The 14,342-nt window shown below is 60.2% G+C and carries 15 protein-coding genes; 7 read left to right on the top strand and 8 right to left on the bottom strand.

Features of this window, described 5'->3' with window-relative positions; translation table 11 throughout:
* Positions 1-11: 11 nt before the first annotated feature.
* The 4 genes from CXK91_RS13840 to CXK91_RS13825 all read right to left on the bottom strand — a co-directional run bounded on the left by CXK91_RS13840 (position 12) and on the right by CXK91_RS13825 (position 4,472).
* Positions 12-770 (bottom strand): DUF3618 domain-containing protein, encoded by a 759-nt coding sequence (locus tag CXK91_RS13840; protein WP_103456706.1) that lies wholly within the window; start codon positions 768-770, stop codon positions 12-14.
* Positions 767-1,192 (bottom strand): phage holin family protein, encoded by a 426-nt coding sequence (locus CXK91_RS13835; protein ID WP_103456705.1) that lies wholly within the window; start codon positions 1,190-1,192, stop codon positions 767-769. Before CXK91_RS13835 ends, CXK91_RS13840 begins: the two co-directional genes overlap by 4 nt.
* On the bottom strand, positions 1,189-1,947 hold the full coding sequence (locus tag CXK91_RS13830) for a hypothetical protein (protein WP_103456704.1): 759 nt from the start codon (positions 1,945-1,947) through the stop codon (positions 1,189-1,191). The genes CXK91_RS13835 and CXK91_RS13830 overlap by 4 nt, the downstream gene beginning before the upstream one ends.
* Before the next feature lie 452 nt (positions 1,948-2,399).
* On the bottom strand, positions 2,400-4,472 hold the full coding sequence (locus CXK91_RS13825) for a glycoside hydrolase family 5 protein (protein WP_103456703.1): 2,073 nt from the start codon (positions 4,470-4,472) through the stop codon (positions 2,400-2,402).
* A 532-nt stretch (positions 4,473-5,004) separates the two neighbouring features.
* Between CXK91_RS13825 and CXK91_RS13820 the strand changes: the two genes are divergently transcribed.
* Positions 5,005-5,217: a DUF2945 domain-containing protein gene (locus CXK91_RS13820; RefSeq protein WP_103456702.1), complete on the top strand. Its 213-nt coding sequence runs from the start codon at positions 5,005-5,007 to the stop codon at positions 5,215-5,217.
* Positions 5,218-5,220: 3 nt separating this feature from the next.
* Positions 5,221-5,802, top strand: coding sequence for a DUF488 family protein (locus CXK91_RS13815; RefSeq protein ID WP_103456701.1), 582 nt, complete (start codon positions 5,221-5,223; stop codon positions 5,800-5,802).
* Positions 5,803-5,852: 50 nt separating this feature from the next.
* Here the strand turns inward: CXK91_RS13815 and CXK91_RS13810 are convergent, their stop codons facing one another.
* From CXK91_RS13810 to CXK91_RS13800, 3 genes are all read right to left on the bottom strand, one after another.
* Positions 5,853-6,689, bottom strand: a complete 837-nt coding sequence (locus CXK91_RS13810) for a CvfB family protein (RefSeq protein ID WP_103456700.1) — start codon at positions 6,687-6,689, stop codon at positions 5,853-5,855.
* A 41-nt stretch (positions 6,690-6,730) separates the two neighbouring features.
* Positions 6,731-9,061 (bottom strand): glucose/quinate/shikimate family membrane-bound PQQ-dependent dehydrogenase, encoded by a 2,331-nt coding sequence (locus CXK91_RS13805; RefSeq protein ID WP_103456699.1) that lies wholly within the window; start codon positions 9,059-9,061, stop codon positions 6,731-6,733.
* Between the two features lie 173 nt (positions 9,062-9,234).
* A complete protein-coding gene (locus tag CXK91_RS13800) occupies positions 9,235-10,383 on the bottom strand; it encodes a PQQ-dependent sugar dehydrogenase (RefSeq protein WP_103456698.1) in 1,149 nt (382 codons plus the stop codon).
* A 182-nt stretch (positions 10,384-10,565) separates the two neighbouring features.
* On the opposite strand from CXK91_RS13800, the gene CXK91_RS13795 reads away from it, so the two are divergent.
* The 4 genes from CXK91_RS13795 to CXK91_RS13780 all read left to right on the top strand — a co-directional run bounded on the left by CXK91_RS13795 (position 10,566) and on the right by CXK91_RS13780 (position 13,081).
* Positions 10,566-10,745, top strand: a complete 180-nt coding sequence (locus tag CXK91_RS13795; RefSeq protein WP_103456697.1) for a hypothetical protein — start codon at positions 10,566-10,568, stop codon at positions 10,743-10,745.
* A gap of 84 nt (positions 10,746-10,829) precedes the next feature.
* A complete protein-coding gene (locus CXK91_RS13790) occupies positions 10,830-11,555 on the top strand; it encodes an RNA pseudouridine synthase (protein WP_103456696.1) in 726 nt (241 codons plus the stop codon).
* Between the two features lie 129 nt (positions 11,556-11,684).
* On the top strand, positions 11,685-12,455 hold the full coding sequence (locus CXK91_RS13785) for a substrate-binding periplasmic protein (protein WP_103456695.1): 771 nt from the start codon (positions 11,685-11,687) through the stop codon (positions 12,453-12,455).
* Between the two features lie 77 nt (positions 12,456-12,532).
* A complete protein-coding gene (locus tag CXK91_RS13780; protein ID WP_103456694.1) occupies positions 12,533-13,081 on the top strand; it encodes a hypothetical protein in 549 nt (182 codons plus the stop codon).
* Between the two features lie 25 nt (positions 13,082-13,106).
* Here CXK91_RS13780 and CXK91_RS13775 read toward each other — a convergent pair whose 3' ends face one another.
* Positions 13,107-13,295: a hypothetical protein gene (locus CXK91_RS13775; RefSeq protein ID WP_103456693.1), complete on the bottom strand. Its 189-nt coding sequence runs from the start codon at positions 13,293-13,295 to the stop codon at positions 13,107-13,109.
* Positions 13,296-13,475: 180 nt separating this feature from the next.
* Between CXK91_RS13775 and CXK91_RS13770 the strand changes: the two genes are divergently transcribed.
* Positions 13,476-14,339 carry a DUF6279 family lipoprotein gene (locus CXK91_RS13770; RefSeq protein ID WP_103456692.1) on the top strand — a complete coding sequence of 288 codons (864 nt, stop codon included), beginning with the start codon at positions 13,476-13,478 and terminating at the stop codon, positions 14,337-14,339.
* Positions 14,340-14,342: the final 3 nt, after the last annotated feature.

Below are 14,342 nucleotides of genomic sequence, written 5' to 3'. Positions count from 1 at the left end.
AGCACGGCTAGTCAGTGAGGTCGTGAAGCCGGTTGGCCGTGGTCGCGCTCGATATCGTGCTTGACCTGACTCGCCAGTTGTTCGCCTTCAGCGCTGGCCATTTCGTAGCCTTCGCGAGCTTTATCCTTGATTTTGCCGGTCAGCTCGTCGCTCTGCTGCCCCATCAACTCGTCCTCACGACGGGTTGGCGGTACGGATGCAGCCAGCAAAGCGCCCAGCGCGACGCCCATGGCGCCAAGCGCGAGTGGCTGTTCGTTCAGCAACTGTGTAAAGCCGCCCCGCGCGCGATCTGCGGTGTGCCGCAGGCTCTCCGCCGCGTGACGGCTGGAGTCACTGACCCGATGGCGCGCGTTATCAAGTGAACTGGACGCGTCATGGCTCATCTGAGCTGCCTTGTCCTTAATGCCGGTGCCCTGCTGCTTGATGCCAGTGGCCTTGGCGGCGAGCTTATCCGTCATGGAAGGTCCCGTGGACGTGCTTGCGCTGTAGTCCGGACGGCGATTCTGCCCTGCCATTAGCCAGACCAACCCGATGGAAGTTAGCAGGGTCGGCACCGGATTGGCTTTAACCGTATCGGTAAGGTTATGCAGGAATTCCCCACCGCCCCCTTTGGCATAGCCCAGTGCGGTATCGATCATCTGGCCGGGAGAAAGCTTGCTCTCCAGCGCATGGACGATGTTGCCGATTTCTGCACGCTGCTGGTCGATCTCGCGCTCCAGCGTGCTTGGGTCCTTTTGCGCTTCTACATCTACTTGGTTATGTGTGCTCATGCGTGCCCCCTGACTGCTTCTTTATCCTTCTGCAGCGAATGAATGGTGCGGTCGGGTTTGAGTGAAGAGGCTTCGAACTTCTTCTTGCCAGCCGAAACCATGACCATGCCAATGACGACGACAACAACCCCGACAATCAAGGCCGCCAACCAGGGCTCCATCATGGTGCTGAGAAAGTAGACGGCCGACATCAACAGGATGATGAAGCCCGCCAGCAAAACCGCACCACCGGTCGCGACACTAGCGGCGCCAGCCTTGGTGGCTTGTAGCGACTCGCTCAGCTCAGCCTTGGCCAGTGCCAGCTCTTTGGTAAAAAGCGATGGCACTTCGCGGGTCAGCTGCCGCAACAAGCCCCCGATCGAATTGTCATGCTCGGCGTTGCCCGGCTCATAAGGCGTGTTGAGATTACGTTGCTCGTTCATTGATTAAGCCCTCCGTTTGTACCTTTGCCGTTGCTGCCGACGCCGGTCGTGGTGCCGGTAGTCGGTGACATGCCTGGGTTGCCGCCAACAGGCGTGCTTGGCGTACCGATTGCGATACGCGAGTCCAGTTCGGACTGGCTCGGCAAGGTTTCAGCGGTCACGTCAGCAGGGACACCCAACGGTGAGGTGGGATGCGGACGGCTGGCATCGGAGTGTCCGTAGTCGGTAGTAGGTTCTCGGGCCGCAGAGCTGGCACGATGGCTCGATGCGCGGGCGAAACGGGTCAACCCGAAGCCCAACGCGATGCTACCCGCGATGAACAACCCGGGATTGTTCCGCGCCAGTCGGTTTACGTCACCGACGAGCTCATCGACACTTTTGCCGCGCAGGTTGTCGGCCAGGTCGACCATGCTTTGCGCCATATCTGAAACGTAATGCGAGAGCCCGGTGCTGTCCTGATTCTCCAGCTCACCGGCTGCAGCCTTCACGCTCTGCGCGACCTTCTCAAGCTCGTCGGCAGCAGTGCCGCGGTAACTATCGAGCTGGGCTTTCCCCTGGGTCTTGACTTGTTCGCCAGCCTCACGGGCTTTCGCCTTCAAGTCCTCCGCGCTCGGAGCAGCACCGGAGCCGCTCATCCGATCAGAACCAGCAGCGCTCGCTTGGGGACTGGTCTGTCCGGACGGCGCGCCCGTCAGCGGGGAATCGGTTTTGGCTTGGCCGCCGTAACCTGTGATCTCTTCATCGGGTGTCGTCATTTTGTCCACCTTTATAGGTTCATAGGATTTGGCCGGATGACCACGGTCCGTTGAAGCACAGCAATGCGGGGTTGCCGCGGCCGTGCAATTTCAGTGCGCACATAAATGGTGACCGGACCCAAAATTTCGAGTTCCGTGGTTTTAGCCAAGCGGTTCAAGGCGCTATCGCCGGGTTTGCGCGGGGTTGATTATTTAGCAACCCGGGCGAAGCGAAATAACGAGCTACTGGCTATATGCCTACGGCACTCGTGCGGGCGGCATGCCAAGCGGGTTGAAGGTCAGAGCGGAGATAGCAAGCGAAACGGCAGATATCACCACTAAGCTGACTGACTGGTCAGCTGTGAGATAAACAACGCAGGCAGGTCGGGCCGACGAGCTGCAGGGCCGTTACCAGCGGCTGAAACGAAAAACGGGCCCGAAGGCCCGTTTTGAATTGCGAGGGTATCTGACCGTTACAGCGGACCGATACTGGTGCAGTTGTGTGCAGTCTTGGCGTGCTTCTGCAGGACCGGAAGCTGCGGGCGGTGCTTGCCACTCACAACGTCCAGGGACAGTGCGTACTCACCCCACCAGGGACCAGCAGCCCAGTAGGTGCTGGGGATGCAGTTCTGACGCAGGTATGTCATCAGGTTGTCAGTTGCGACGATGGCCGAGGGCGAGAAGTCCGGTACGCCGTGCTCACCGATGTAACCGCGCAGCTTGTTCTGCTTCAGCCAATCAACGAAGGGCTTTACACGGTTTACGCCAATCATCGGGTCGAACTTCTCGTTCTTGTCGAAATAGTTACCCGAGAAGTCCTTGTCCACGTACATGTGTGCTTCATATACCAGGTTGTTCTTCGGGTCGCGCATCCACGGGTTGGTGATCAGCTGAGTGTTGTAGTGAGGCCAGTGGAAGGCACTCGACCAACGATCACCTGCTACGTAGATCCAGCGCTTGGAGTCGACGGTACGGATCGCCTGAGCAGCAGCCAGGGCAGCCTGCGGCCAGAGACCATTGGTGGAGTGCGGCTCGTTCATCAGACCGTAACCTTCCACGGCGGGATGATTGACCACTTCCTGCGCAATCTGCTTCCAAACTGCGGCGAAGGAACTGATCGGTACATCATTGGAGCCGATCAACTTACCGAAGTAGCGGTAGTAGTTATGCAGGTCGAGAATCACTTTGACATTGTGCTTCTGGGCAAAATCCAGCGACTGCTTCAGACGCGCCAGCTCCACAGTGTTCAGCGGAGTGCCCAGCTTGGGCTGGATACGCTCCCAGAGAAACGGCAGGCGAACCAGCGGCATGCCAAGATCAGCATACTTCTTGTAGTAAGACTCGGCCGGGTAGGTGTAGTTGGTGCCGTGGGTGCCCGGGACTACCGAGGGACCAAAGCCTGCACCGGACAGGTTGACGCCAACCAGCAGCGGTTTGCCATTGGTGGTATCTGGTGCCGAAGGAGTCGGCGCCGGCGCCACCGCTGCTGGCGGCGTGGTGAGCGCGGGGGACGAAGGAGTACCAGCCGACGTGCTGACTACCGATACGGTTTTCGGATAACCGAGGGATGTGCCGTTGATTGCTGCACCCTCAAGGAAAACGCTCATGTTGCTGCCAACAACCTGCTGGCGCAGCACCTTGCGCGTCTGGCCGTCAGCCAGCCTCACCAAAGCGCCAGCCTTGAACGCCGCGACGTTTGCACTGCTTGCCTGGATGGAGAAGCCCGCAGATGCGCGGAAGACACCATTGAGCCAATCGGTGTTGGTGAAGTTGTTCAGATTGCTAGTAGCAATGACCGAAGTTGTCGGCGTAGTAGGAGCCGGAGTGGCGGTCGTGGTGCCAGCGGTCGACAACTTATTAGGTGCACCTACCACGCTTCCGTTTACCGCCGCGCCATCAAGATAGACGCTCATATTGGCGCCGACCACTTGAACCTGAGTAACTTTGCGAACCTGGCCATCTGCCAGTTTTACCGAAGCGCCAACTTTGAAAGCAGCTTTATTGGCATCGTTGGCCGGAATGGAAAAGCCCGGCGACTTGCGCCATACGCCATTGAGCCAATCGGTATTGCTGAAGGCATTAATGCTGGTGGAGTGCGCAGCAATCGCCACCGGGGCAGTAGTCGATGGTGTGGAAGTTACCGGAGCAGTGGTCGTGCTACCGATTGTGACCACCTGCGGCGCGCCGACCTTGTTGCCATCCAGCTTCGCACCTTCCAGAAAGATGCTCATGTTGCTGCCGACGATTTGCGCCCGGCTGATCTTGCGCACCTGGCCGTCAGCCAGCCTAACCGAAACGCCAGCCTTGAACGCAGCCTGGTTCGCCGCAGTAGCAGGGATCGAGAATCCCGCGCCAGTACGCCATACACCATTGAGCCAATCGGCGTTGGTGAAAGCGTTGACCTTGGCAGAAGCCGATGCAGTAGCAACCGTAGCGGATGCAGCAGCATAAGGAGTGGTTGCAACGGTAAAACCGCCCATGAGGGCAGCCATGGTGATGGACGCTACGAGTGCCTTACGAGCACCGAAAAACAGGTTGGTGGACATTGAGTCTCTCCGGAACTTACTACTTCAAAGGCAGAGCCTTTAAAAAGTGACGGGAGGTCGATAAGTCGTGGGCGATGCTTGTAACTAAGCCGCGGTATCACAACGTACGAACCGTTCAACAAGAAACCTCCGTCGTCCACCCCCTGAACAAACCGGTAATCGTCTTGCGTGCCGGCTTTATAATAGGTTTCGAAAAAGAATGGAAATTTTTAGCCGTTATTAGATCGCCAATAAAACGCCACAAACTTGCAATTAACATTAAGTTGCCACTACTCCTTTGGCTCAAGATGTCTAAGTGATACTACGCCGAACCGCTTTAGTTGGTAATTTGGCGCTGTAAAAGCGCCGTTTTTTTGAATCGATGAGGGCTATCGAAGCATTAATCGCTATTTAACTTGGCGACGAACGGTATATGCCTTCGCGGCAAAATTCCCCCTCTGTCTGCACGCTGCGGGTGTCGGGTCTTCCGGTTGATCGTCGCCAGCTGCCCGTGGTCCAACGCGGACTGAACAGGCAAATTAAGGAGGCCCCCATGAGCCAGCGTTACAAGGTGGGTGATCATGTGAGCTGGAATTCCGAGGCAGGGCGGGTCCATGGCCGCATCATTCGCGTGCATACAGCCGATACCGAGTTCATGGGCCGCACACGACGCGCCAGCCCAGATGCGCCGCAGTACGAGATCAAGAGCGACAAGACCGACCATGTGGCGATGCATAAAGAGTCGGCACTGCGAAAGCTGGACTGAGTCATGACTCATCCAATGACGGTGTGGACCATCGGCCACTCCACACGCACGCTGGAGCAGTTCATCGATGTGCTGCGCCACCACCAGATCGAAGCCATCGCCGATGTCCGGCGTTTCCCAGGCTCCAGGCGACTTCCACAGTTCGGCGAAAATGCGCTACGCGAAGCGTTGGCGGCGCATGGAGTGCACTATTGTTGGATCGAGGAGTTGGGCGGCCGGCGCCGTCCCGTGAAAGATTCAACCAACTTGGCGTGGCGCAATAGCTCGTTTCAGGGCTACGCCGACCACCTGCAGAGCGCCGAATTTGGCCAGGGCCTGCAATGCCTGCTGCAAATGGCTGCCAATGAACGCACCGCGATGATGTGTGCGGAAGTGCTCTGGTGGCGCTGTCATCGCTCGCTGGTGTCGGACGTGTTGAAAACCCGCGGTATCGAAGTGCTACACATTCAGGACGAGAAGCCGCCTGCGCCCCACCCTTTTACCGCCCCAGCTCGACTGATCGGTGGACAGCTAAGCTATGCGGCTCGTGGCGGGGAGTCACTGAGAAAGGGAATCGGCAGCAGGCAGATCGATCTGGATCTGTAGCTGCGTTGAGCTTGCCGCTGGGCGGTCATTGCGACCGCCCCGGCATTCCGTCACGCGCGTTCGATACGATCCGGGTGGATGACGATACGCCCTTGCTTGTACAGGCCACCGATGGCCTTCTTGAAGTTGCCCTTGCTGACGCCAAAGCGGCGAGCGATTTCTTCCGCCGGGCTCTTGTCGCTCACATCCAGTGAACCCCGGTTTTCCTCAAGCCGCTGCAGGATCAACGCCTGCAAGGCATCGGTCGCCTCGCTACCCACCGGCTGCAGGCTCAGGCTGATCTTGCCGTCAGGACGCAGTTCCTTGATAAAGCCGCGCTCGTTCATACCGCCACGCAAGAACTTGAACGCCTCGTTCTTGTGGATCAGCCCCCAATGCTGTCCGTTGATGATTGCCTTGTAACCGAGGTCGGTGGGCTCGACGATCAACAGGTCCACCGCCTCGCCCACCTTGTAGCTCGCCGGCGTCTTGTCAAGGTAGCGGTCCAGGCGCGCGGTGGCGGTGATACGTCGGGTGCGCTTGTCGATGTAAACGTAGACCACACAGTAATCGCCAACCTGCAGCGGCCGCTTCTCTTCGGAATGCGGCAGCAGCAAGTCCTTGGGCAGTCCCCAGTCGAGGAACAGCCCGACGCGGTTTATCTCGGCTACTTTCAGACTGGCGAACTCACCGACCTGCACCTTGGGTTTCTCCGTGGTAGCGATCAGTTTGTCCTCGCTGTCGAGGTAGATGAAGACGTTCAGCCAGTCATCCACCTCGGTCGGCGTGTCCTTGGGGATGTAACGGTTAGGCAGCAGGATTTCGCCGTCCGGGCCGCCATCGAGATAGAGGCCGAAACCGGTGTGCTTGACGATTTGCAGGCTGTTGTAACGTCCGATTGCGGCCATTTGGGCGGTCCCGAATATAAAGGCGGCGATTCTAGCGCCAGTCAGCGTGGCAGTGCATAGGCGATCACCGAATCGCCAGCTTTAGTACCCAGCGAGCCATGTCCACCGGCGACCACGACAACCATCTGCCGACCCGAGCGACTCTCATAGGTCATTGGCGTAGCCTGCCCACCGGCCGGCAGACGCGCCTTCCACAGCTCACGACCAGTACCCACATCATAAGCGCGCAGGTAGTAGTCCAGCGTGCCGCTCAAGAACGCGACGCCACCGGCCGTGATCATCGGTCCGCCGAGGCTCGGCACGCCCATCTTGAACGGCAGCGGGATCGGGGAGCGATCACGCACGGTGCCATTTTTGCGCAGCCAGTGGGTCTTGCCGGTGCGCAGATCGGCACCGGCCACGTAGCCCCACGGCGGCGCGGTACATGGCAGCCCGATGGGCGAGACGAATGCTTTCAGCTCGACGGCAAACGGCGAGCCGAAGTTTTCGTTGAGAAACGGCTCCTCCTCCGACACGTAGGTCGTCTCTGCATCCTCGCGAGGAATCAGCCGTGAGGTGAAGGCCAGGTACGCTGGTGTACTGAAGATCATTTGCCGCACTGGGTCGACAGCCACGCCGCCCCAGTTGAATACGCCGAAGTTGCCCGGGTAGACCAGCGTGCCCTGGGTAGACGGCGGCGTGTAGCGCCCTTCGTAGCGCAGGGAATGGAACTGGATGTGGCACATCATCTGATCGATCAGCGTGGCGCCCCACAGGTCCTTGCTCTGGAGCTTCGGCGGCTCGTAGGACAGCGCCGACGCCGGCTGCGTCTTGGCGACCCAATCGCCTTCGGCGGCCCCCTGTGGGGCCGGCACTTCGTTTACCGGCAGAATAGGCTCGCCGCTACGGCGGTCGAGTACGTAGATGTCACCCTGCTTGGTCGGCGCCACCAGAGCCGGCACCGGGCCGTCCTTGGTCTGGATGTCGACCAGGCTTGGCTGCGCCGGCACATCCATATCCCAGAGGTCATGACGCACGGTCTGGAACACCCAGCGCAGCCGGCCGCTATCCAGATCCAACGCGACAATAGAGGACGAAAAGCGCTCGCTGTTCTCGCTACGCCGCCCGCCCCACTGATCTGGCACCTGATTACCCAGCGGCACATAGACCATGCCCAAGGTTTCATCGGCACTGGAGATGCTCCAGCTGTTCGGACTGCTGGGGCTGTAGGTTTGCCCGCTGGCAATGGGCGCGGTTTCATCAGGATTACCCGGGTCCCAGTTCCATTTCAACTCGCCGCTATAGACGTCATAGGCACGAATGACACCGGACGGCTCGTTGGCCCGCACGTTGTCATTCACCGCCCCGCCAATGATCACCACGTCTCGTGCAACTACCGGCGGCGAGGTGGAGTAGTAGAAGCCTTCTTTGACGTGCGGCATGTTCGCCCACAGGTCCACCTCGCCGTTATCGCCGAAGCCCGGGCAGACTTCACCGGTCTTGGCATCCAGGGCGATCAGCCGGGCGTCGGCAGTTGGCATGAACAGCCGCTGCCGGCATGCCTGCTCACTGCTAGCCTGCGGAGCGGCATGGTAAGACAGGCCTCGGCAGGTCAGATGCTGACGATTGACCGAGTGCGGCACCTCGGGATCGAAGCGCCACCGCTCCTGGCCAGTTTCGGCGTCCAGGGCGATCACCAGATTGTGTGGCGTGCACAGGTACAGACTGTCATCGACCTTCAGCGGCGTGACTTCATAGGTGGTTTCCTCGGGATCCTCCGGGCGGCGGACGTCGCCGGTCTGGTAATGCCAGACCGGCTCCAGGCGCTCGACGTTCTGCGGCGTGATCTGCGCCAGCGGCGAATAGCGCTGACCGTGCTGGGTGCGCCCGTATGCATGCCAGTCACCGGCCGGAACACTGTCCTCGGCGACCGGCGCTTCGGCCAAGGGTGGCGGCAGCATGCCCTTGATGTCGTGGCTGTCATGCCCCACCGCATAAACCGCCGCCACGCCCCAGAGCAAGACCGCCAGCATCAGCGGCAGTGCGGCGCCGCCCCAGGCGCGAAAGCCAAAGTGCTGCCAGCCGAGACGGCGCGCGATCGATGGCATCAGCAACCACAGCCCGAGTGGCGCGATGATGCTGCCGCGCGGCGCCAGTTGCCACCAGTCCAGCCCCACCTCGTACAGCGCCCAGCCAAGCGCACCGAGCATCAGCAGCGCATAGACCCACAGCGCCGCTCGGCGGCGCATCAGCAGCAACACGCCAGTCAGCAGAAAACCGGCCGCCACTACGGCAAAGTACCAAGTACCTCCCAGGCTGATGACCTTCGCCCCTCCGACGCCGAGCGCCAGCCCGACAATGACGCAGAACAATCCGCTGATAACCACAGCCACGGCCTTTCTCCCTCGATCTTGTTATCGAACCCGCAAAAACACTCCGAAGGCCAGCAGAAGTGGCCGTCGATGAGAGTGGGACAGGCGATGAGCGGGATAGCTCCGTGCGCAGCGGAGATTGGCATGATGCAGCGGAAACGACGAGGCCAGCGGCCTCGTCGACAATCAATAGATCACTGCTCTTCCAGACCAACCCGCAGCAATTTGCCACTTCCCGCATCGGTCAGCAGATAGAGGTAACCATCAGGCCCGACGCGGACGTCACGGATGCGCGCGCCCAGCTCCTTGAGCAGTCGCTCCTCACCAATCACGCGGTCGCCATCAAGCTGCAAGCGGATCAGCGACTGGTCCACCAGCGCACCGATGAACAGACTGTGTTGCCAGCCAGGGAAGCGCTGCGCGTCGTAAAACGCCATGCCGCTGACGCCAGGTGACTTCTCCCAGACATGGTGCGGCGACTCCGTCCCGTCGACGGTCTTACCCTTGGCTTCGGGGATCGGCAGCATGCTGTAGTTGATGCCATGGGTCGCCAGCGGCCAGCCATAGTTCTTTCCTGCCTGGGGAATGTTGACCTCGTCGCCGCCACGCGGACCGTGTTCGTTGGTCCACAGCACGCCGCTCCACGGATTGAGTGCCGCGCCCTGCTGGTTGCGGTGACCGTAGGACCAGATTTCCGGTTGCACGCCGTCCTTACCGACAAACGGATTGTCGTCCGGCACGCTGCCGTCCAGCCCAATGCGCACCACCTTGCCCTGATGCTTGTCGAGTTCCTGCGAGGTCGGTCTCTGATTGTTCTCGCCTAGCGCGACGAATAGATGCCCATCATCATCGAACACCAGCCGCGAACCGAAGTGGATACCGGTGGACAGCTTTGGCATCTGGCGGAAGATCACTTCGAAATTTTCCAACCGGGACAGATCGTCGCTCAGCCGTCCGCGGCCCACTGCGGTCCCGGCTTTACCCTGCTCGCCTTCCTCGGCATAGGTTAGGTAAACCAGACGATCCTCGTCGAAACCCGGCGACAGGCGCACATCGAGCAGACCGCCCTGGGCCTTCGCGTACACCTCCGGCACGCCGCTGAGCGGATCGGACTGACTGCCGTCCAGGCCAACCACACGCAAGCGACCGGGGCGCTCGGTCACCAGCATGCGCTCGCCGTCCGGCAGAAAGGCTAACCCCCAAGGGTTCTCCAGACCCGAAGCAATTTCCTTCACTGTCACCTGACCGGCCTCGCTGGCATAGCGCTGCGGCTCGGCAATGGCCTGGGACGAAGCGGCAATGGCGAAACCGCAGAGCGTGGTACAAATGGCATGGCGCAGCATGTTGGTCCTCCGGGTAGGCGGTTCAGTCGTGAAACCCACGTTTCGCGGCTTCATTGAAGACCAGACAGCGCGTTCGGTGGTTGCAAAAACGCTTCAAGAAATGACCGGGCATAAAAAACTGAACAAAATTTGATCAAATCTGTATAATGCCCGGTTCGACTGATTCAAGGACAAGTGATCCAATGGCCACGAAAACCACCAGCGCCAAGCGCAAACCCGAACCCGCCTCTGAAACCAGCCAGTCTCTTGCTGCTCAAATGGCCGCCTTTATCAAGGCAGGCGGTGAGGTCCAGTCCATCCCCAACGGCGTGAGTGGCCAGACCCAGGGCCCGTCCCGGCAGATCACCATCAGCAAGAAGTGATGGTCTGAAATCGAACCGCCTTCGGCGAGCCAGCGCAGTTATGGCTCGCCGCGTTCCACCCCCCTTCCCCGTCCCGAGCGCACCATGACCGACCCTGTACGCCTTGCCAAACGCCTCGCCGAACAACTCGGCTGTTCCCGGCGCGAAGCAGAGCTGTTTATCGAGGGTGGCTGGGTAACCGTTGACGGCGAACTGGTCGAAGCGCCTTTCCTCAAGGTGCGACCGGAACAACACATCGAGTTGCAGGCCGGTGCCACGGCGAAAGAAATTCCGCCAGTGACACTGCTGCTGCACAAGCCCGCCGACACAGTGATCGGCGTGGAGGTCGAAAGCACTCGCCGCGCTCTGCTGGCCAGCGACCACTGGAATGACGATCCCAGCCGAATCGAGCCGCTAAAGCGGCACCTGCTCCAGCAGAACCTGCTGCTGCCGCTGGACGATGATGCCAGCGGCCTGACCATCTTCAGCCAGCAGCGCGATGTGGTCCGCTTGCTGACCAGCACGCGTGACAAGCTGGAACAGGAATACGTCGTCGAAGTCAGCGGCGAAGCTGAAACGAACGGGCTGGCGCTGCTTGCCAAAGGTATCGGCCATCGCGGCAGAATACTGCCCAAGGCCAAAGTCAGCTGGCAGAGCGAAAACCGCCTGCGGCTGGTGGTCAAGGAACCCGCACCAGGCGAAGTCCGCATGCTCTGCGAAGCCATTGGCCTGCATGTAGTCGCTCTGAAGCGTATTCGCATTGGTCGCCTGTCGATGGCCAAGCTGCCGCTCAACCAGTGGCGTTTTCTGGGCGAGCACGAACGGTTCTGAACCCTAGCCAGCATCTCCCCTCGCCCCCGAGTGACGGAGTGTGCTTGCTTTACACGCTTCGCTGAATCAGTCTTGGCGGGCTCGTTGAGGCAATTCGCCACGACGGTTTTTCGCTACGACAGGATCGCGATGCAGAAATTGCTGCTCTTGCTGCTGACCGTGTTTCCACTGCACATTCTGGCCGCCGAGCCCGTCGCCGTCTGGGCCTATCAGCCATCTCCGCCTTTCGCCTCCGGGCACAGCCATGGGCTTTCCGAAGCGCTGGTACAGCTGCTCAACGAGCATCCGACCAATCACGGTCGTTACGACTTCCAGCTGACACAACTGCCACGCAAGCGTCTCGACGCACGGCTCGCCACCAATGAGCCCGGCATTCTGCTGTGGGCCACGCCGGAGTTCTTTCCCGAACGGCTGACGGCCCACGCCAGTTGGACTCGTCCGCTACTGTGCGATATTCAGGATTTTGTCTCTCGCAGCGATGCGCCAGTCGACTATGACGGGCCGCGCTCATTGCACGGCATGCGTTTGGGCGGGGTTCTCGGGCACCGCTATCGCGCCCTGGAGAACGACATCGAAAAGGACCTGATTCATCGCGAGGATGTGCACAGCGATCTGCAGAATCTGAACAAACTGCTCTCCGGGCGCCTAGATGTAGCGCTGATTCCCCGGTCGTCCCGGCTGTTCTACAGCCTGACGGAAGTACCTGATGAGCAGCTGTACGTTTCGCCAATCCCGCTGTATGCATTCGATCGCCATGTGCTCATGACAGCCAGTCTGAACGCGGACACCACTCAGTTCGTGCAGCAGCTCATTGCCGACCTGCCGCACAGTGCGCGCTGGCAGACCCTGCTCAGGCGCTACGGCCTGCAGCCAATGAATGCGCCCTGCTCCTATTTTTGAGCGAACGTAAGCGCCTATAGCGGATCGAAGCTGGCACGGCCCATACTGGCTAAAAAGAAACGGAGAATGAGTCAGCCATGAAAAAGGCACTGCTGTTCGGCCTGCTGTTGACCCTTGGCGGCTGCGCCAGCCAATCCTGCGATCGCCTCTGGAACGACGACTGTCGTGCCGAACGTCTGCTGTATCAGAACGACTTGATGCAGGCGAAAATTCTCATATCTATCGCCGATGAAGATAGCTATGAGCTGGCCCAGGCTCTGCTTGATCGCAGCGCGAAACTGGATCGGCGCGGCGAGACCGAGTTCTATCAGGCATTGCTGCTGATTCGGCAAGGACCGGAGCCTTCGGAGGTGCTGCAGCTGTTGGAGAAGGCCAAGAGCAAAGGCCATCCACATGCGGTGGCGCTGCTCTACAAGATTTACCAGGAGCCCTATCTGCTGGACGTAGCCGATCCAGCCAAAGCCGATCGCTACAAACAGGCCTACGGTGAGCTGGACGTGGCGCGTAGCGGATATCCCTCATTCGACAAATCGCTGGAACTGGTGAACCAGCTGGTCGCACCGCCTCCGCCATCGGTGCCCTATCAAGCGCCTTGCCCGCAGCACTGCCTGGAGCAGTCACGCTAGCTACGGGCTCAGGCTTGTGTGACGGTCAGGGCGCAGGGGTTTGTGAAATACGCGGTTCCTCCTTGCCCTCTAGCACTGCGCGAGCCTCTTCTTCGGTGGCGTAGGGACCGCCGACGACGGTGCCATTCAACTCCACCACCCAACACACGGCCCAGGTCGGGCGCCAGGCCTTGGGCACGTCGTCGCCGCTGAGATGTTTGACTTGAGAGGTCATGGCATTTCTCCATTGCTGCTGGGATAGGACTACCACCTCGCTTCCGCGATGCTGGCGCATTTAATGGAGACCACACGCCGGGCGCCTTTACTCGCCTGCACCGACGAAACATTCCCTGGGGCGAACCCCTGGCGCCGCCACTGCTCTACAGAAAAGCGCCGTACCGGGAGGAAAGAGACGATGCGCCCTACCACCAGCCTGCTTCTGCTGACCCTGTTCGCCACGCTGTTGTTGGCCGGCTGCAGCCGCGTTACGTTGGTCTATCGCAATATCGACATGCTGGTGCCCTGGACACTCAACGATTATCTGGACCTTGATCGCGGTCAGCAGCGCGAGCTACGCGAACGGCTGCGTGAACACCTGGCCTGGCATTGCAGCACGCAGCTGCCGGAGCTTCTCGCCAGCGTCGAGCAGCTTGAGCGCGATAGCGCTGACGGCGAGCTCGATCACAGCGACCTTGAGCCACACTACCGCGCCGTTCGGGAAGCCATGCATGCCGTTGCCGTGGAAATCACCCCGACCGCCAGCAACGTTCTCCGTGCGCTGAATGACAAACAAGTCGTTGAGTTGCGCAAAGGGCTGGAGGAAAACCGACGCGAACACCGGGAAAAGTACCTGACGCCGCCACTTGACCAGCAGATTCGTGAACGCGCCGAGCGCATGCAGGAGCGCTTGCAGTACTGGTTTGGGCAGCTCAATGCAGAGCAGCGCCAGCGCGTGCTGGTCTGGGCGCATGCCCTGCGCGAACAGAACAGCCGCTGGCTGGAGAATCGCGAGCGTTGGCAGACGATGTTGCTTGCTGCTGTCGAAGAACGTCACAACGACGATTTCGATACCCGCATCGCGCAACTCCTGCAGGAACGCGAGGCGCTGATGAACGAAAGCGATCGGGCCACGTTGCAGCGTGCCGAGCAGGCCGGCCTGGAATTGGTGGCTGACCTCTACGCCCTCGCCGACGATGGGCAGCGCAAGCACCTCACTGGGCGCCTGGCGCAATTGCGGACCGACTTCGGCAACCTGAAATGCCTGGCGCCTGCTGCTTAAGCA

This window comes from Stutzerimonas stutzeri, from assembly GCF_002909485.1.
In the GTDB taxonomy this organism is placed as follows: domain Bacteria; phylum Pseudomonadota; class Gammaproteobacteria; order Pseudomonadales; family Pseudomonadaceae; genus Stutzerimonas; species Stutzerimonas stutzeri_AH.
This window is presented reverse-complemented; position numbering and strand designations above follow the sequence as displayed.